The following is a 16953-nucleotide window of genomic DNA, read 5'->3' as shown; positions in this document are numbered from 1 at the left end:
AAAGAGAGCTGGAACGAACTACGACTCCGTCGACACTACGCGGAAGACGACGACGCCGTCGTTCTCGTACGCCGCCTCGTAACCCTCGGCGGCCATCAACGACGCCGCGAGTTCGCCGCCGCCGGTGGTTCGCTTCCCACGGACGATGTACGTCCCTTTCGGGACGTAGAGGTAGTCGGGCGTCACGTCCGCCGCGTTCAACGTCTCGGAGACGCAGTCGGCGGAGTCACAGGTCGACACCGTCCGGTACAGCTCTTTCTGCTCGGCGTACGTCTCCGCCCCTTCCCACTCGACGCCCCACAGGCCGACCACCATCGTCCGCTTGCTGACGTCGGGGAACCACTCGGCGGCGTCGCCGACGACGACGAACGTCGCGTCTTCGGGGGTCTCGTCGCCGGCCCACTCCATCGCGGCCACGTCGTCGTCGTCGACGAAGGCGGGCGCGATGGAGGGTTCGGCGACGGTCATCGAGTAGCCGACGACGCCGAGACCGCAGACCAGCGTCACGGCGACGGCGACGGCGGCGAGCGTCCGTCGCTTCGGTCGGGGGACTCGCTCGGCGACCGCGGTTCGGACCGGCGCGAACGCCAGCGCGACGACGGCGAACGTGCCGACGAACGCGACGAATCGCGCCTGCTGGAACAACAGCGCCGCCGCGACGGTCCAGACGCCGAGGAACGGTCGCCGGACGAGAAACAGCGCCGCCGCGAGCAGGAGCGGTATCGCGAGCCACGGGGTGACGGCGAGTCCGCCGCCGATGCCGCCGTGCGTTCCGGAGGCCTCGGTGAACACCTCGATACCGTGCGTGGAGACGTTCCAGAGCAGCCACGGCGTCGCCAGCGCGAACCCGCCGGCGGCGACGACGCCCCCGCGGAGAAAGCCCGCGAGCGACCGGTCGAGCGAGAGCCACAGGATGACGAAACTGCCGACGAAAAACAGCGTGTACGTCGGGTGCGTCAGGAGCGTCAGTCCGAAGCAGAGCGCGGAGACGGCGAGCCACCGGCGTTCGTAGCCCGTCGTCTCGACGGCGGTGTACAGTCTGTACCCGGCGTAGATGCCGCAGACGGCGAACAGGAACGCGGGTGCGCGGACCAACCCGCCGGCGGTGATGTGCCACTGGAGCACCTTCGGGTTGAGCGCGACGAGGAGTCCGACGGCCGACGCCGCCGGACGGGAGGCGAGCACGTCGCGCGCGAGCAGATACGTCGGCGCGAGATACGCGATGGTGACGAGCCCGGGGAAGAAGCGCGCGAGTGCGAACGGCCCGACGCCCGTCACGTCGCGTATCGCGGCGATGACGTAGAACATCAGCGGCGGGTACGCGAAGGGGACGCCGTCGACCGTGTAGTACGGTATGGATTCGGGTGGGAGATAGCCGTTAGCGGCGATCTGTTCGCCCATCAGGTTGTAGAGGCCGGCACCGTAACCCGGGTAGGCGTTGACCGTCAGATACAGAGCGTAGACGGCGACACCCGCCAGGAGTACGGGCGAGACGTAGCGGGCGTCCGCGCGGGAGAACAGCCCCGCGACGGCGCTCGGGTGGAACTGCCGAAGTTCGGAGACGACGTTCGAGTCGTCGGTATCACCCATCGGCTGTGTCACGAGGTATCACCACTCGTTCGACACACGAGGGGGTAAAGAGGGCGGAGAGAGGTCACGACTCCTCATTCAGGCTCTGGAAGAAAATATGTTCTCGGTTTCCGCCGAGCGATGCAACGTCGTACGACGGTGGTTGCACCGGGTGAGAAATAATAATCAGTGCGGCTGAGTTATCGGTACTGTGAAGTGCCGAGTGCGAGCTTCAGTACCCCAGCGCGTTGCCGTCTTTTCGGGGTTCCGTCGCCGCCGAGAGGACGCCGTCTTCGTTGCGGACGAACTGCGCGCCGCCGAACATCAGCGGCGCGAGAATCTGCACCTCGTGGCCCATCCGGGTGAGCGCCGTCGGCACGCCGGAGTCCGAGAACTCCTCGACCGCGAGCTGTCCGTCCTCGCGGTAGCGCCAGCGCGGGCGGTCCAACGCGGCTTGAATCGAGAGATCGTAGTCGACGACGTTCGAGATGACCTGCGCGTGGCCCTGCGGCTGCATGTACCCGCCCATCACGCCGAACGCCGCCCAGTCGTCCTCGCCGAGTTTGGCGACGGCGGGCACGAGGGTGTGGAACGGTCGCTTGCCCGCTTCGAGGTGGTTCGGGTGATCGGGGTCGAGCGAGAACGACGCGCCGCGGTTCTGTAGCGCGATGCCCGTATCGCCCGCAACGACGCCCGAGCCGAAGCCGGCGAACCGGGAGTTGATGTAGGAGACGACGTTGCCCTCGTCGTCGGCGACGCAGAGCAGCACGGTGTCGGCGTCTTCGGCCTGCGCGTCCGGAACTCCGAAGCTCACGTCGTGGTCGGCCGTCTCGCCGACTCCCTCGGCGCGCTTTCTCGCCCACTCCTTCGACGCCAGCGGCGGAATCTCCTCGTACTCGGGGTCGGTGATGTAGCGGTGGCCGTCGTGGAACGCGAGTTTCATCGCCTCCGCGAAGTAGTGGACGCGCTCCGCGGAGTCGAGCGGATGGTCGGCCGCGCCGAGTTCTTCTGCGATGTTGAGCGCTTCGAGCGCGATGAGTCCCTGGTTGTTCGGCGGCAGTTCGTAGATTTCGGCGCCGTTGTACGTCGTCGACACCGGGTCGACGAACTCCGGTTCGAAGTCGGCGAGGTCGTCGACGGTCATGAAGCCGCCGAGTCCCTGGATTTCGCTCGCGATGGCTTCGGCGATGTCGCCCTCGTAGACGATATCTGCTCCTTCTTCGGCGATGCGCTCCATCGTCGCACCGAGTTTCGGCAGCGACACCATATCGCCCGTCTCGGGCGCTTCGCCGTCGAAGAGGTAGGCGTCGCGGGCGTGCTCGGATTTGAACAGTTCCTCGCCGTGCTGCCACTGCGCGGAGACGACTTCGGTAACCGGGTAGCCGTTGTTCGCGTACTCGATGGCCGGTTGGAGCACCTCGCCGAGCGTCATCCGACCGAGTTCCTCCACCGTGGTCTCCCACCCGCGGGCGGTGCCGGGAACCGTCACGGCGTGCGGACCGAGGAAGGGCATCCCCGCCTCCTCCGCGGAGTCGACAGCGTAGCCGCGAGAGGCCGGATACCACGACGAGCGCGTCTCCTCGTCGGCGTCTTCGATAGCCTCCCGCACTTTCTCGATGCTCGTTCCCGAGGGCGCACCGCCGCAGGAGCGCATCGCGCCGACCTCGCCGTCGGCGGTGCGGTAGAGCGCGAACACGTCGCCGCCGAGGCCCGTCGACGTGGGTTCGACGACGTTCAGCGCCGCTGCGGTGGCGACGGCCGCGTCGAAGGCGTTGCCGCCCTCCTGGAGGGTGGTGATTCCCGCCTGTGCGGCGAGCGGTTGGCTCGTGGAGACCACGCCGCGACGACCGTACACGGTCGACCGGCGTGAGGTGAAACTGTCGAGGTCACTGGCGTCCATACCACCCCTTGGCAAATCGGCCTCAAAGAGCCACGCGAGTGGGGGGTTCTTGCCGGTGGTGGCTCCCGGTCGCACGGCGTCACTGGCTCTGTCGAAACCCACCGGAGCGGGATAGGAATAGCGTGCGAGATACGGGGGAGGATATAAGGAAGGATGTTCCGAGAACGGTGCATCTACTAAGGGTCGTCACTGCCGCCAAAACGTCGGTGTGAGGATGACCAGCACCGAGAGCACCTCCAAACGACCAATCCACATCAGAAAGACCATGTAGAGTTTTGCGGCATCCGAGAACGGCAGGAAACTGTTCATCGGACCAACAACACCGAAGCCCGGACCAATGTTCCCCAGCGTGGCAATGGCGACGCTCATCGCCTCGAGACCAGACAACGACACGCCAGCCGTTCGGAGACTATCGAGATACAGAAGCATCGTCGAGAGGGTGAATATCGTCAAAAAGAGCAGTATGAACACGAGTACATCGCGAATAGTCTGCTCGTCGACGACTTTCCGGTCGAGTCGTAGCGGTTTAACGGCCTCGGGATGGACCGACGTGAACAGTGTTCGGAAGATAGCCTTTTTGACGAGAACCCACCGGACAATCTTGATCGAACCGGCTGCCGACCCCGCAGAGCCGCCCAGAAAATACGCAAACAACAGTATCGTCTGTGCAGAGGCATCCCAGGTGTTGAAATCCATGCTCGCGTACCCAGTCGTCGTCACGATAGCGATCACCTGAAAGAGTCCCTGCCGGAGCGAATTTTCGAGATTTCCGGGAATGATGTCAAGGTTCGCCGGCGGTTCGGCGATTCCAACGCCGAGAAAGAGCACTGCCGAGATTACTGTCCCGAAAGCGAGGATGGCAAGTAGATACGAACGGAACTCTGTATTGTTGGTTAACCGGCGAGGCTCTCCCCGAAAGACGTACCAGAACAGAGCGAAGTTCGTCCCTGCGACAACCATGAACGGCATTACTGCCCACTGGACCGCAGGCGTGAACGCCTCCACGCTCCGTGCCTCCGGAGAGAATCCACCGGTAGGCAGTGTCGTGAGTGCGTGCGCAACCGCATTGTAGAGGGTCATGTTCGGCGCTAATCCACTCAGATGCAACCCGTAATAGACGACAATCGCGAGAACGGTGAACCCGGCGTAGATTCCCCATAGCCCACGCGCAGTCTGCTGAAGACGCGGCGTCATCTTCTCCAGCGATATTCCCGGTGCTTCCTGCTTCATGATCTGGGCACCTCCAACCGAGAGCTCTGGCAGGATGGCGACCATCAACACGAGAATACCCATACCGCCGAGCCATTGGGTGAGCTGGCGCCACATCAGCATCGCGTACCCATGGCGCTCAACCGAGATCTCCCCGAGAACAGTCGCACCGGTCGTCGTGAATCCACTCATGCTCTCGAACAGAGCGTTGACTGGATTGGCAACAGTGCCTGTTCCGGCGACGAGATACGGAACCGTTCCCACTAACGGCACGACCAGCCACGCAAGACTTACTAAGAGGAATACCTCTCGCTGTCTCAGTTCGCCATCGTTGTTGACTCGCTCTAAGAGGAATCCACCGCCAACCATGAGCACGCTAGTGGCGACGAATGGGACCGGGTTTTCACCGTAATAGAACGCCAGGACGAGCGGGAACAGCGGCGTAATGCCGATGTATTTGAGAACTGTCCCGACGAGGGCCACGCTTACTCTGTAATCGACATAGACGCTCGGTGTGCGGGCCATCGAATATCTATGGTGGTCGAACGACGAACGGGTGGGCGTTTCGGTTCGGTTGCGCTTCGAGGAGACTGTTCATTGTTTCCATCGTGGAGTCATTTTTGTTCTTGGATTCTGTCCCACTCTTCCACACAGTTCTCACAGAGAAATCCTGTGAATCCATCTACATCGTATCCCTGCACACTCGTATCGTCCCCACATCGCTCACATTTCATAGTTGGTCCTGATGGGTAACTCGGGTACTGTCTCGTCACGCATCGTGGGTGAAAACTATCCTCTTCTGTTCCTTCGGGAGTGCAATCACTGGTATTTTACTCCGTTTGAAGAGCTCAGTCGTGACATCTCCGCTGAGGAATTTGATCCAACGGCTTCCAACTCGCGGGACGAACGCAATCGAGGTCGCGTTTTCCTCTTCGGCGGCGTCCCGAATCGTTTCTCCGACGTTTCGCCCGTATAAGGTGCGGAACTCAAGCGTCGGTCCGTCGTCGGGAAACACATCCAAAAAGGATTGATACGCCTTTTCGGCGAACGCTTGACGCTGTTCGACGGATGCCTTGTCGGGTACCCCTTCGCCCTTCTCGATGACGTGAACGACGATGACCTGTGAATCCCCACGAGCATAGTGGTAGACGATTCGGGCGGTGCTCGCTGCGTCGTCTGGACCGGCGATTGGGACGATTACTGTGCCGAAAATATTGGAACTCATAGTCTCTACATTCGACTCCTTCACCAAAATCCCTCCGGTAGAATTGTTGGATACGTAATGAGGTGCGTCTCAAATTCTGATTGAACAATTCCTTCGAGCGGACCCCGGTTCTGTGTCGACGCCCTCCTGTTAGTTACCGTGCGACCTCCCAAACTCGACCTACGACGTTCGACGGCCGGTGACCGATTCGATGTCCAGCCGGTAGAACACCGGGTCGATATCCTCGACCGTCTCGCCGAAGACGCGCAGCGAGGTGTACGCCTCGTTGATTTCGGCGTCGTCGGGTCGGTCGTCCGCCGAGAGTCTGGTGAACGGCCCGCGGACGATGACGCTCCACGACTCGTCCGGCGACGGAGCGTCGTACAGCACGAAACACGCCTCGGCCGTCTCGTCCGCGAACGCCAGTTTGTCGCTCTCGTCGTGTCTGCCGAGACGGAAGTAGAGCGCGTCGCCGTCGAAGTAGTACGCGACCGGAATCGCGTACGCCTCGCTGTCTCGCGCGAGCGACAGCACGCCGTCGGTCCGCTGTTCGAGCGCCGCTTCGACCTCCGCTCGGTCCATACCGACGGTGTAGATGTATTCGAGATGGTGCAATGGAACCCCTCGGAGTATCGTTCGGCGGCGAGTGGGATAATCCAGTCGCCGAAACGACACTACTCCGGTAGTGTGCTACCGGTGTGCTTTTGCGTCCGGCGTGCGGCAACACGAGCGATGCGCGCGACGACCGACGAGACCCAACGCCTCGACCCGATAGCCGCCGTCTCGGCGTTCGGCCGGGCGACGTACTCCGACCTCGTGACCGTCGTCGCGCTGAGCGTCGCCGCGTCGCTCGCGTCGCTCCCACTCGTCACGCTCGGGGCGGCGCTTCTCGCGCTCGTGGAGACGATGACCGACGTCGTCGAGGGTGAGGCCGCCGGACGGAGGGTGAGCGAGCGGGCGCGACTCGCCGCCTTCCGCGAGTCGTTTCGACGGAATCTCCGACGTGGCCTCCCGTTCAGTCTGCTCGCAATCGCCGTCGTCGCGACGACCTACGCCTACTCGACTATCGCGCTCACCGTCCGACAGCCCGCGTTCCTCCTCGGCGCGCTCGCTGGCTTGTACGCCGTCGTCATCGTCGTCGTCGTCCTCTTTCGGGCCGCCTCGCTGGTGGCTCGCGCGCCCGAAGAACCTCGCACGGAGCTGTCTACGACCACCGCACTCCGCGACGCGGCGTACCACCTGCTGGAGACGCCCTCGTTCAGCGTCCTGCAGTCCTGTTTCGCCGCGCTCCTGTTGGGGCTCTGCGTCTCGCTCGGCATCGCCGTCGTGTTGCTGTTACCGGGGTGGCTGGCGCTGTTGGAGGTCGTCGCCTTCGAGGAGACGACGGGCGAGGGGGCCGAACGAATCGTCCTCGCGTACCGGGGTGAACTCGTGTGACCAGCCGAGAACTCCACCTCGTGAGCGCCGTCCCGGTGGCGTTTCTCGCCGTCGCCGTCGGTCACCACCCCGCCGTCGCGCTCCCGCTGGTCGTCGGGGTGTTGCTGCCCGAACTGGACGCGCTCCGCGAGGAGACGCATCGCTCGTGGCTCGTGCACACGTTTCTGTTCCCGACGCTGCTGTATCAGGCGGCGCTCCGTCTCGACCTTCTGTCTGTGCTTCCCGCGCTGGCGACGACGATTCACTTCCTCGCGCTCGGGATGGGACTTCACTTTCTGGCCGACTACGTCTACCCGCGAAAGCAGACGAACCCCGGCGCGGAGTGGCCCGTCCGCCCGGTCGGCTTCTCCTCGCCGTGGGGGCTGCTCTGGCTCGGTATCTCGTGGGCGATTCAGTGGTACGGCTACCTCGCCGCGGCGTTTCTGCCGTGGTTGGCCGGCGTTTGAGTCGACCGCAACTCGCCCGTTCGAGTGACACTACTCCAGTAGTAACACATATACGCCCGGAACGGATTGTTCGTGATAGACCATGGCAAGCGCCGAGTACGACGACGTCTACAAAGTGTTCGACTCCGGTGAGGACGAAGTCGTCGCCGTCGAGGACCTCTCTCTGACCGTCGAGGAGGGAGAGTTCCTCGTGCTCGTCGGTCCCTCGGGATGCGGCAAGTCGACGACGCTGCGACTGCTCGCGGGGCTGGAGACCATCTCCGACGGCGAGATACGCATCACCGACGAGGTCGTCAACGACGAGAAACCGAAGGACCGCGACATCGCGATGGTGTTCCAGAACTACGCGCTCTACCCGCACAAGACGGTCCGCGAGAACATGGCGTTCGGCCTGGAGATGACGACCGAACTCGCCGACAGCGAGATTCAGACGCGCGTCGAGGAGGCCGCGGAGATGCTCTCCATCTCGGAGCTCCTGGACCGCCGTCCGAAGGCGCTCTCGGGGGGACAGAAACAGCGCGTCGCGCTCGGTCGCGCCATCGTCCGCGAGCCCACGGTGTTTCTGATGGACGAGCCGCTTTCGAACCTCGACGCCAAACTCCGCACCGAGATGCGCACCGAACTCCAGCAGTTACACGACAAGCTGGGCGTCGCCACCGTCTACGTGACGCACGACCAGACGGAGGCGATGACGATGGGCGACCGTATCGCCGTCCTCGACGACGGGCAGCTCCAGCAGCTCGGCACGCCGCTGGAGTGCTACCACGAGCCCGCGAACCGCTTCGTCGCGGGCTTCATCGGGTCGCCCTCGATGAACTTCGTCGAGATGGAGTACGACCCGACCGCCGGTCGGGGGCTGACCGACGGCGTCACCTACCAGTTCACCGACGGGCAGACGAGCGTTCTCGGGAGCCGAGGGCGGGTGACGCTCGGTATCCGCCCCGAAGACGTCGAACTCGCGGGGGAGTCCGGTCCCGACACCGTCGAGGCGACCGTCGAAGTCGTCGAACCGATGGGCCGCGAACACCTGCTGCACCTCGACGTCGGCGGCGACGAGGTGACCGCGTCGGTGTCGGGCGACTACGACATCGACATCGGCGACCGCGTGCGTCTGCAGTTCCCCCGCGACCGCATCCACGCCTTCGACGCCGGTTCCGGCGAGACACTGTTCAACCGTTCGCGACAGACCGAGTCGCTGCCGGACGGCGTGAAGCTGTAGCGTTCCGGCAGCGTTCGGAGACGATTTGAGCTCAGCTGTAGCTTCGTGAACTGCCTCGGAGGCGAGCCCCGAGGACTCGGCCTGCGCCGCCTTGTGAGCCCGCGGATGGTTCTCGACGTTCGACAACCTGCCTCTCGCTTATGCGGTCGTGTGTTCTACCAGACAGTATGGGAGAGCTCGAAACCGAATCCGAGAAAACGCGGTCCGAGGTCGCGTCGTACCTCCGCGAGTTAGCCGACCAGTTAGACGGTGACGGGGACGTCACGCTCGAACTCGGCGGTCAGCACGTGCGACTGAACCCCGTGAATCCGGTGACGTTCAAGCTCGAAGGCGAGTCGGATTGGTCCGAGGGCGACACCGAGGCCAAACAGAGCATCGAGTTCGAGTTGGTCTGGTGGCGTGAGGCTCGGACAGCCGAAGAGGGCGCGTTAGATATCAGTACCGAGGGCGAGTAATTTCACCCACCTCTCCGACTGTAGACACCATGTACGACCGCATCTTGTACCCGACGGACGGGAGCGAGCCCGCAGAATCGGTGTTCGACTACGCGCTCGAAATCGCGAGCGCACACGAGGCGACGATACACGTCCTCAACGTCGCGGACACCGGCCGGGACAGCCTCACGCAGAGACAGGAGGCCGTCGCCGAGTTGGAGCGAGAAGGGCAAGAGATCGTCGACGAGGCGGCACAGCGTGCGACAGACGGTGGTGTCGCCGTCGTCTCTGAGGTCCGTCGGGGCACCCCGTCGACGGCCATCGTCGAGTACGCGAAACAGTTCAACGTCGACCTCGTGGTGATGCCGACGCACGGTCGGCGCGGACTGACGCAGTTTCTCGTCGGGAGCGTCACCGAACGCGTCATCAACACCGCCGAAGCGCCCGTCGTGTCGGTCAACCCCGACGGAGACCGCCCGCGCACCTACCCGTGTGAGAACCTCCTCGTCCCGGTAGACGGGAGCCGTGGCGCGCAACTCGCGCTGGCTGAGGGAGTCGCCGTCGCGAACGCGACCGGCGCGGCGCTTCACCTGCTGCACGTCGTCGACACGGGGAGTCTCGGCCTCGATGCCCGTTCCATCCTGAAGGAGGATGAACTGACTGAGAGGGCGAACTCGATCGTCGCGGACGCGGTCGAGACCGCCGAGACGGCGTCCGTCGAGACGATCGAGACCGAAGTCGAGTACGGCTCTCCGGCCAGACAGATTCGCAGCTACATCGACGAGAACGACGTCGACCTCGCCGTCCTCGGGACGCAGGGCGTGACGGAGTTCAACCGCTACGTGATGGGCGGCGTCAGCGCGAAACTGGTCAGAACGTCGCCGATTCCGATGATGTGGGTCCGCGAGCCCGAGTCGGACGACGCTGCGTGACCGACTTGCGCGTTGAGTGCAGCAGGGGCGAGTGAATCGACTCCGGATTCGATACTCCCGACCGGGCTCGTCCCTCCGTCGAGGATTAGGCGTTTTCGTCGATCCACTCGCAGAACGCATCGAAGTCGTGTGCGCCGGCACTTTCAGCGATGCTTCGGAGCGTCCCGGTACGGAGTTCGCTATGCAGCGGAACGGTCACCTGTCGGCGATCCTCTTCGTTCGTCGGGTGTTCGTAGTACAGTTGGGCGTGGTCCCCGGTTGTTCGTCGCCACTCGAATCCGCCGACGTTGACCAGTACTTTCACGATCTCCACCCCGGAGAACCGTCTCATCGATTAGTCGAGTACGTCCGGCGGTTCCTCGTCGCCAGTGGTGTTGTTCGCGGGGTCGATTCCCAGCGCACGAAGTTCCTCGTCTGTCGGTTCGCGGCCACGTTCACCGGTGTGAACTGCGACGGCGTCGTCGAGGTTATCCAGCGCCTCTTCTCTGGACTCTCCCTGTGTGGTCACGCCCGTGTCGACATCTTTTGCGACCCACCAGCCGTTCTCTTGCCAGAGGCGAATCTCGCCATCGTTGGCGTCACCGTTCCGAGTCGAACTGGCCATCGTACCTCTACTTGCCGGATGAGGTGTATAAGCATTCGGCACACCGCTCTCGTGGAAAACGCGACTGTGATTTCTCAGCGAAAGCACGCTGAATCGGTTAACTCGATAACCGACTCGCCCGTCAGTACACCGAAACACCGCAACACCGAAACCGTCCGCCCTCCCTCTATTCGGTATCCGAGCATGGACACCGACCAACTCCGCTCGACGCTGGAGCGGACCGGACTCACGCAGTACGAAGCCGAAGCCTACATCGCGACGGTCGAACTCGGCAGCGCCCCCGCGACCGAGATAGCCGACGCCTCCGGCGTGCCGCAGGCGCGCATCTACGACGTGCTTCGCAACTTAGAGAGCGACGGCTACATCGAGACGTACCAACAGGGGAGCCTCCACGCCCGCGCGCACGACCCCGCCGCGGTCGTCGACGACCTGCAGGCCTACGCGGAGACGGTGACGAGCGCCGCCGCCGAGATACGCGACAGGTGGGAGCGCCCGACCGTCGAGAACCATCGCGTGAGCGTGCTCAAACCCCTCTCGTCCATCTTCGACCGCGCGCACGAGGCCATCGAAGCTGCCGAGAACGAACTCCAGTTGGCGGTGACGCCCCCGCAGTACGACCGCTTCCGCGACGCGCTCGCGGCGGCGGTCGACCGCGGCGTCGTCGTCAAACTCGTCCTGACGCCCGAACAGTCCGCCGACGCCACCGTCGACGACCGCGTGTTCGACTTCGCGGGCGTCGCCACCGAGGTCCGACTCCGGACGCTGCCGACGCCGTTTCTCGTCCTCGCCGACCGGACGCACGTCTGCTTCGCGCCCGAAGCGCCGCTGCACCCCAACCACGAGTACGGCGTGCTCGTCAACGACTACTCGCTGTCGCGCATCTTCGACGCCCACTTCCAGACGGCGTTCTGGGAGACGTGGGAGACGCTGTACTCCGCGCGCGACGGGTCGCTGCCGGCGACGTACACGAACATCCGCGAGTGCATCCGCGACGTCTACGAGGACGTCGAGGCGGGGCGCGAGGTGACGCTCACCGTCATCGGACAAAACCGGACCGGACGCGAGAAACGGGAACTCACCGGTCGCGTCGTCGACGTGAACTACGTCGCCAGCGAGGGCGACGCCGGGCCGCTGCTGTCGAGTTTCGTCGAGGCGGCGACGCTCGAACTCGACACCGGCGACGAGGTGGTCAGCGTCGGCGGCTGGGGTGCGCTCGTCGAGGATATCGAGGGCCAGCGGTTCGTGGTAGAGAAAATCAATTGACGATGTTCGCGACGGTCGGCTCGAAATCCCAAAGGAGACCGTCCGAACGCTTATTGGAGCAGTGGACCTGGTTTCGGTAGGGATGGCCAGTACGACTCGAAAAAACGACGACGGGGGGGTTGAGTTCGTCCACGAGAGCGACGGACAGGTCACCGCGAGGGATATCGAGACGGGTGTCGCATCCTTCGGAGAGACCCGCGCAGAGGCGCTACGAATGCTCGCAGACGCCCTCGACGCCTACTACGGAGAAGGCGAGTCCGTAGAAACGGAGACGCTGGCCACGGAGTTCGGCCTCGACGAGGACGAGGTCGGAAGCGAAGGCCGCCCGCCGTGGGACGCCTAGCGTGGGCCGGACGACGTTCACGGGGCGGGAGGTCGCCAAAGTGTTGATGAAGCTTGGCTACGAACCGAAGTCACGGACCGGGAGTCACCTCACACTGGAGTACGTCAACCCAGACACCGGCGAGGTACGACGACCGACAGTTCCGATTCACGGTGAGATTCCCCGGGGGACGCTCGGAAGTATCGCCAAGCAGTGCGGTGCTGAGGACTTTCAGTCGTTCTGTGAGTGGGTCGACGAGCACTGTTAAGATGTGGCCCCAACAGTAAGCTGCAGAAGTGTGGAGAGAGCATCGCCCTTTAGAGCGAGGAAGGTGTTGAGTCGATTACTGAGGTGCTCGTCGACGGTTCGCCATCGAGCGCCTTTCGTTCCTCTGGTCCCCATCACCGAACTGCGAAAACCATCCTCGGATACCAGAGTCGTAGGAGTGGTGCCGAATCGTACCGACAGCCCGCTACAACGTCACCACACACTCCTTGAGTTCGTGCGTAGTAGCTCGAAATCGCTCCGTTCTGTCGAGAGCCGCCGGTTCAGAGATTCGGGGTTGAGTCGACGCCGGTTTTTCGCTCTCGAATCTCCTCGTAGAACGCGACCGAGTACAGCGCGCCCACGCTGCCGACGACCGCCGTGACGACGGTTGTGAGCACGACCTGTGCGAGCGCGCTCGTCAACGGGAGCTGTGCGGGGGCGGCCGCCGCAGCTCCCGCGCCCGACTGGGGCAGCAAGAGGAACTGCGCGACGCCGATAACGCCGGCGACCGCGAACACGCCGACCATCGTGACCACGAAGTAACCGACGGTGCTCAGGAGATTCCGGCGCACGAGGCCGACGCTCCCTTTGAGACCCGAGACGGCGCTTGCGTCGTTCAAGACGATTTCGTGGCTGTAGAACTGGATGAAGAACGCGAACACGAGGTAGACGAGGCCGACGAGGAGACCGACGCCGAGACCGACGAACAGTCCGGTCTGGCTGCCGCTCGCAGCGGAGAAAACGCCGGCGAAGACGCCGGCGAAGACGACGAACATCAGCACCAGGACGACTCCCGTAACCAGGAGGTACGCGGCGAGCAGCGAGACGTAGTTCCGCTTGCCGGCCTGGACGAACGTCTCGAGTTTCGTCTTCGTTCTGAGCGCTTCGTCGGCCATGCCGATCATCCCGCCCTGGACGAACGGGGTGCCGAAGACGTACACGACGAACAGCAGGCCCGAAACGACGAGCGAGAGTATCGGACTGACGTACTGTGCGAGCAACTGCGGTGCCTGGAGGAGACCGAACAGTCCGATTACCGCGACGAGAATCGGACTCCGGGCCAACGCACCGGGCACTTTCCGGAGGGCATTCAGGACAGCCATCTCTTAGGGTTCTAACGTAACACCAGATAGTCATTATGGTGAGTTGACTACTTTAGACGGACGCACCAACGGGTCGTCGAGGAGAGACTGACGGGGTGGAGAGCGTCCGTTCACCGCAGAGCTCGTCGGATATCTCACTCGTCGACGATTTCCGCGGCCGCGAACCACTGTTCGACGAGGGAGTTGACCAGCAGAAAGACGATAGTAAGATTCGCGACGCCGGCGAGAAACAGCATCAAAAGCTCGCCGGTAGGAGTGGCTCCACCTTCCAGAACCGCCGTCGTAAGCCACGTGACCAGGAGCACTCCGACCGTCGCGAAGACGACGTACTTACCGACCGAGGGTCGATTCTCCTCTCGAACCTTCATTTCTGGCATGCGGTCTCATTATCCAATGTGCGTAAAATACATATCGACGACCGAGTGTCACGACCTCACCGCTCACACTCGTCCGTGCTGGATACGGAGCGCACGTCGATGAACATCTCACTCTCGCTTCCACTTCCCCGGCTCTTCGCCGTGTATCTCCCCCGTCGCTTCGCGGCTGCTCGGCCAGAAGGCGACGACCGCGATACAGAGGTAGACGACCGAAAGCACGCCCGCGACAGCCTCGCCCGGGATTCCCGGCAACGCTGCGGCGTCGGACCACGTCGTCTCGGGCGTGAGGATGGTGATTTTGACGACCCAGGTGAGGCCGACGATGACGAACAGGAGGCCGTAAATCCGACGAAGTCGCCGCGAGAGCGCTTCGAGCAGCGTCACTTTGAACTTCGGATACCGAAGGTCGTCACCCAGTTCCTCGCGCCACTGCGAGTGTTCGACGCCTTTGGGGTCGAGTGCGTTCGCGAAGACGTTCTGCTGGACGAAGCGCACTCGGCTCCGGTACAGGTCGTAGAAGCGGTAGCGCCGCGCCTCGTAGCTGAGAAAGATACCCAAAACCACGACACCGACCAGTAGTAGGTTCGGAGATATGCTCGGGTCGGCCAACACGACCGAGAGAAGCGCGGCGATAATCGTGACGACCCAGTTGGTCGTCTGGTCGATGCGGTTCTGGGCGTTGTTCGTCTGGCTGACCTCGCCGCGGTAGTAGTGCGGAATCGTCGACAGGAGCGCGTCTGCGTCGTGGGCGATCTCGCCGGCCACCTCTTGGTCTTCTCTCTCGAGGGAATCGTGGGTTGTCATACGCTCTCTAGTGGCACCCGTCCGGCAAATCGTCGCTGTCGGGAGCCCGAGACAGTACGCTCGGGGGACGTATCCGTTCGTCGCTCGCGTCGAGTCGGCGAGCGGTCCGCGGCGACGCCGCCGAAACTCCCTCCCTTCGTCCCGCCGTCGTCGGGACACGGGCGGCGTCGGTCGTGCGCTCAGTCGTCGGCGTGCATCGCCGTGGTCGTCTCGACGGCGACGTCGACGTCCTGGGCGAGCGAGACGAACGCGAACACCGGCGCGCGCCGCGTCCACTCGTCTATCGTCTCCTCGTCGACGCCCTCCGCTTCGATCTCCACCTCGGCGGTGAGGTTATCGAAGACGCCGTCGGCTTCGTCGAGGTCGGCGAGGCCGAAGAGGACGCTCGGGTCGAAGTCGGTCCGGACGTGCGTCTGCAGTTTCTCGATGTCGACGCCGTTGGCGACGGCGTTGACGCTGATGCCCACGTTGATACACGACGCGAGCGCCGACAGCGCGGCTTCGATGGGTTCCAGTCGGTCGGTTCCGCCGACCCACCCGCCCGCGTCCATCACTTCCTTCCACGCCCCGTAGGGAATGGTGTACTCTCGGGTCTCGCGCGAAATCGTCTCGCCGCCGAGCGTGTAGCTGTCCACCTTCGCCAAACTGTGCGCGCACGTTCCCTCGTAGGTCGAACGCGCGCCGAGCCCGAGCTGCACCGCGTCGGGGTTCTCGGCCGCGTATTCGGCGAACCCTTCGAGTTTGTTCAGGTCTACGCCGTGCACGATTTGCTGGTCGTCAGTCATAGTTTCGTGTCGCCTCCGACAGCCGGAAGAACGACCTCAGAGACGTTGTAGTTATTTCGTGCTGTCTCGGCAGGTCCTGACATCGTTTCAGCTACTGACCGCGCGTCAACAGCCGCTCAGCCTCACTGCACGTAGGCTTCGGGTTCGACCGGTCGCGCGTCGGCCTCGAACGAGGCGTACGTCAGCTCCGCCCACTCGCGGATGACCGGCGCGTCGGCCTCGACCAACGCCCGGACCGACCCGCTGTCCCGTTCGTAACAGCTGATCGTGACTCGATCGTCGAGGAGGCCGACTCCGCACTCGGGGAGTTCGTCGTGTTCGAGGACGGTGAAGTTGTCCCGCCTCTGCATCTCCGAGCTGCGCTGCGGATACGTCGCGACGAAGTACGCGTGGCAACTCGGTCGGTCGATCAGCGTGATCTCGACTCCGGCGTCGATGAGAGAGAACAGCGAGTCGAAGCAGGGCTCCATCAGCGCAACCTCGGGTCGGAGATACCGGACCTCGTCTGTCTGCCGGAGGAGCGACTCGAACCGTCTCACGGGACGGTACGGCGAGTCGGGTTCCGGGAGCGTAACGGTCAGTTCGGCCCAGGTCTCGGTCGGGAACTCGGTCACCTCGTCCGGAAGCCAGTGCCAGACGTCGCGCAACTTCCGTTCGGTTTCGACGAGGCTCGTCAGGTCCTCCATCCCGGCCGCGATAGCCTCTCCGAGCCGCGTCGCCACGTACCGGTACCCCTCCTTTCGGACCCAGGAACGGTACTCGAACTGGCGCAACGTTCGCCGAATCGTCGACGGCGACACGCCGGTTTGCTCACAGAGTTCGGAGCGACTCCGGGGACGCTCCGTCAGCGCAATGAGCGTCGGAATACGGTGCTCGGACCGCGCGAGATACGCGATGTCACCGATTGGTGAGTCCGTGTCGACAGTGTTCGTGCCATTTAGTCCCATGTTACTCTTTGGCAAACGGCCGAGATAACTATTTGGGGCGGAGTACGCGCTCTGTATGCAGCACGCCCGTCGGGACATCTCCGAGTTAATATCACTGGTGAGACATCTACAAGGAACAGTGTCCGAGGGGC

The 16953-nt window shown here is 63.6% G+C and carries 20 protein-coding genes; 8 read left to right on the top strand and 12 right to left on the bottom strand.

What is annotated here, in order from left to right:
• Nucleotides 1–18 precede the first annotated feature (18 nt).
• From FCF25_RS01910 to FCF25_RS01890, 5 genes are all read right to left on the bottom strand, one after another.
• A complete protein-coding gene (locus FCF25_RS01910) occupies nt 19–1590 on the bottom strand; it encodes a glycosyltransferase family 39 protein (protein WP_137047140.1) in 1572 nt (523 codons plus the stop codon).
• Between the two features lie 211 nt (nt 1591–1801).
• Nucleotides 1802–3469 (bottom strand): gamma-glutamyltransferase family protein, encoded by a 1668-nt coding sequence (locus FCF25_RS01905; RefSeq protein WP_137047139.1) that lies wholly within the window; start codon nt 3467–3469, stop codon nt 1802–1804.
• A 186-nt stretch (nt 3470–3655) separates the two neighbouring features.
• Nucleotides 3656–5203, bottom strand: a complete 1548-nt coding sequence (locus FCF25_RS01900) for a TrkH family potassium uptake protein (RefSeq protein WP_137047138.1) — start codon at nt 5201–5203, stop codon at nt 3656–3658.
• A gap of 244 nt (nt 5204–5447) precedes the next feature.
• Nucleotides 5448–5903 carry a universal stress protein gene (locus FCF25_RS01895; RefSeq protein ID WP_137047137.1) on the bottom strand — a complete coding sequence of 152 codons (456 nt, stop codon included), beginning with the start codon at nt 5901–5903 and terminating at the stop codon, nt 5448–5450.
• Nucleotides 5904–6062: 159 nt separating this feature from the next.
• Entirely contained in the window at nt 6063–6497 is a 435-nt protein-coding gene (locus tag FCF25_RS01890; RefSeq protein WP_137047136.1) for a pyridoxamine 5'-phosphate oxidase family protein, read from the bottom strand.
• A gap of 117 nt (nt 6498–6614) precedes the next feature.
• Between FCF25_RS01890 and FCF25_RS01885 the strand changes: the two genes are divergently transcribed.
• The 5 genes from FCF25_RS01885 (at nt 6615) to FCF25_RS01865 (ending at nt 10350) form a co-directional block, all read left to right on the top strand.
• Nucleotides 6615–7319: a hypothetical protein gene (locus tag FCF25_RS01885; protein WP_137047135.1), complete on the top strand. Its 705-nt coding sequence runs from the start codon at nt 6615–6617 to the stop codon at nt 7317–7319.
• Nucleotides 7316–7765 carry a hypothetical protein gene (locus FCF25_RS01880; protein ID WP_137047134.1) on the top strand — a complete coding sequence of 150 codons (450 nt, stop codon included), beginning with the start codon at nt 7316–7318 and terminating at the stop codon, nt 7763–7765. The genes FCF25_RS01885 and FCF25_RS01880 overlap by 4 nt, the downstream gene beginning before the upstream one ends.
• A gap of 82 nt (nt 7766–7847) precedes the next feature.
• Entirely contained in the window at nt 7848–8984 is a 1137-nt protein-coding gene (locus tag FCF25_RS01875) for an ABC transporter ATP-binding protein (protein WP_137047133.1), read from the top strand.
• Nucleotides 8985–9151: 167 nt separating this feature from the next.
• Nucleotides 9152–9439 (top strand): amphi-Trp domain-containing protein, encoded by a 288-nt coding sequence (locus tag FCF25_RS01870; protein WP_137047132.1) that lies wholly within the window; start codon nt 9152–9154, stop codon nt 9437–9439.
• Nucleotides 9440–9468: 29 nt separating this feature from the next.
• Complete coding sequence (locus tag FCF25_RS01865; protein WP_137047131.1) at nt 9469–10350, top strand: universal stress protein; 882 nt, start codon at nt 9469–9471, stop codon at nt 10348–10350.
• 85 nt (nt 10351–10435) lie between these two features.
• Here FCF25_RS01865 and FCF25_RS01860 read toward each other — a convergent pair whose 3' ends face one another.
• Nucleotides 10436–10681 carry a type II toxin-antitoxin system HicA family toxin gene (locus FCF25_RS01860; RefSeq protein WP_137047130.1) on the bottom strand — a complete coding sequence of 82 codons (246 nt, stop codon included), beginning with the start codon at nt 10679–10681 and terminating at the stop codon, nt 10436–10438.
• Between the two features lie 3 nt (nt 10682–10684).
• Nucleotides 10685–10954, bottom strand: coding sequence for a type II toxin-antitoxin system HicB family antitoxin (locus tag FCF25_RS01855; RefSeq protein WP_137047129.1), 270 nt, complete (start codon nt 10952–10954; stop codon nt 10685–10687).
• Between the two features lie 183 nt (nt 10955–11137).
• Here FCF25_RS01855 and FCF25_RS01850 point away from each other — a divergent pair, with 183 nt between their 5' ends.
• The 3 genes from FCF25_RS01850 to FCF25_RS01840 all read left to right on the top strand — a co-directional run bounded on the left by FCF25_RS01850 (nt 11138) and on the right by FCF25_RS01840 (nt 12807).
• The gene (locus tag FCF25_RS01850; protein ID WP_117594524.1) at nt 11138–12217 is read left to right on the top strand and encodes a TrmB family transcriptional regulator; all 1080 of its coding nucleotides are present in this window, start codon (nt 11138–11140) and stop codon (nt 12215–12217) included.
• Nucleotides 12218–12299: 82 nt separating this feature from the next.
• Nucleotides 12300–12560, top strand: a complete 261-nt coding sequence (locus FCF25_RS01845; RefSeq protein WP_137047127.1) for a hypothetical protein — start codon at nt 12300–12302, stop codon at nt 12558–12560.
• 1 nt (nt 12561) lies between these two features.
• Nucleotides 12562–12807, top strand: coding sequence for a type II toxin-antitoxin system HicA family toxin (locus FCF25_RS01840; RefSeq protein ID WP_137047126.1), 246 nt, complete (start codon nt 12562–12564; stop codon nt 12805–12807).
• 280 nt (nt 12808–13087) lie between these two features.
• Here FCF25_RS01840 and FCF25_RS01835 read toward each other — a convergent pair whose 3' ends face one another.
• The 5 genes from FCF25_RS01835 to FCF25_RS01815 form a co-directional block, all read right to left on the bottom strand.
• Nucleotides 13088–13909, bottom strand: a complete 822-nt coding sequence (locus FCF25_RS01835) for a hypothetical protein (protein ID WP_137047125.1) — start codon at nt 13907–13909, stop codon at nt 13088–13090.
• A gap of 134 nt (nt 13910–14043) precedes the next feature.
• Nucleotides 14044–14286 carry a hypothetical protein gene (locus FCF25_RS01830; RefSeq protein ID WP_137047124.1) on the bottom strand — a complete coding sequence of 81 codons (243 nt, stop codon included), beginning with the start codon at nt 14284–14286 and terminating at the stop codon, nt 14044–14046.
• Nucleotides 14287–14394: 108 nt separating this feature from the next.
• On the bottom strand, nt 14395–15090 hold the full coding sequence (locus FCF25_RS01825; RefSeq protein WP_137047123.1) for a DUF2270 domain-containing protein: 696 nt from the start codon (nt 15088–15090) through the stop codon (nt 14395–14397).
• Between the two features lie 179 nt (nt 15091–15269).
• Nucleotides 15270–15875 carry an OsmC family protein gene (locus FCF25_RS01820; protein WP_137047122.1) on the bottom strand — a complete coding sequence of 202 codons (606 nt, stop codon included), beginning with the start codon at nt 15873–15875 and terminating at the stop codon, nt 15270–15272.
• Between the two features lie 122 nt (nt 15876–15997).
• Nucleotides 15998–16822 (bottom strand): winged helix-turn-helix domain-containing protein, encoded by an 825-nt coding sequence (locus FCF25_RS01815; protein WP_137047121.1) that lies wholly within the window; start codon nt 16820–16822, stop codon nt 15998–16000.
• Between the last annotated feature and the right edge of the window lie 131 nt (nt 16823–16953).

Source organism: Haloprofundus sp. MHR1 (assembly GCF_005155585.1).
Taxonomy (GTDB): domain Archaea; phylum Halobacteriota; class Halobacteria; order Halobacteriales; family Haloferacaceae; genus Haloprofundus; species Haloprofundus halophilus.
Note: the sequence above shows the minus strand (reverse complement) of the source record. Positions and strands in the feature narration are given on the sequence as shown.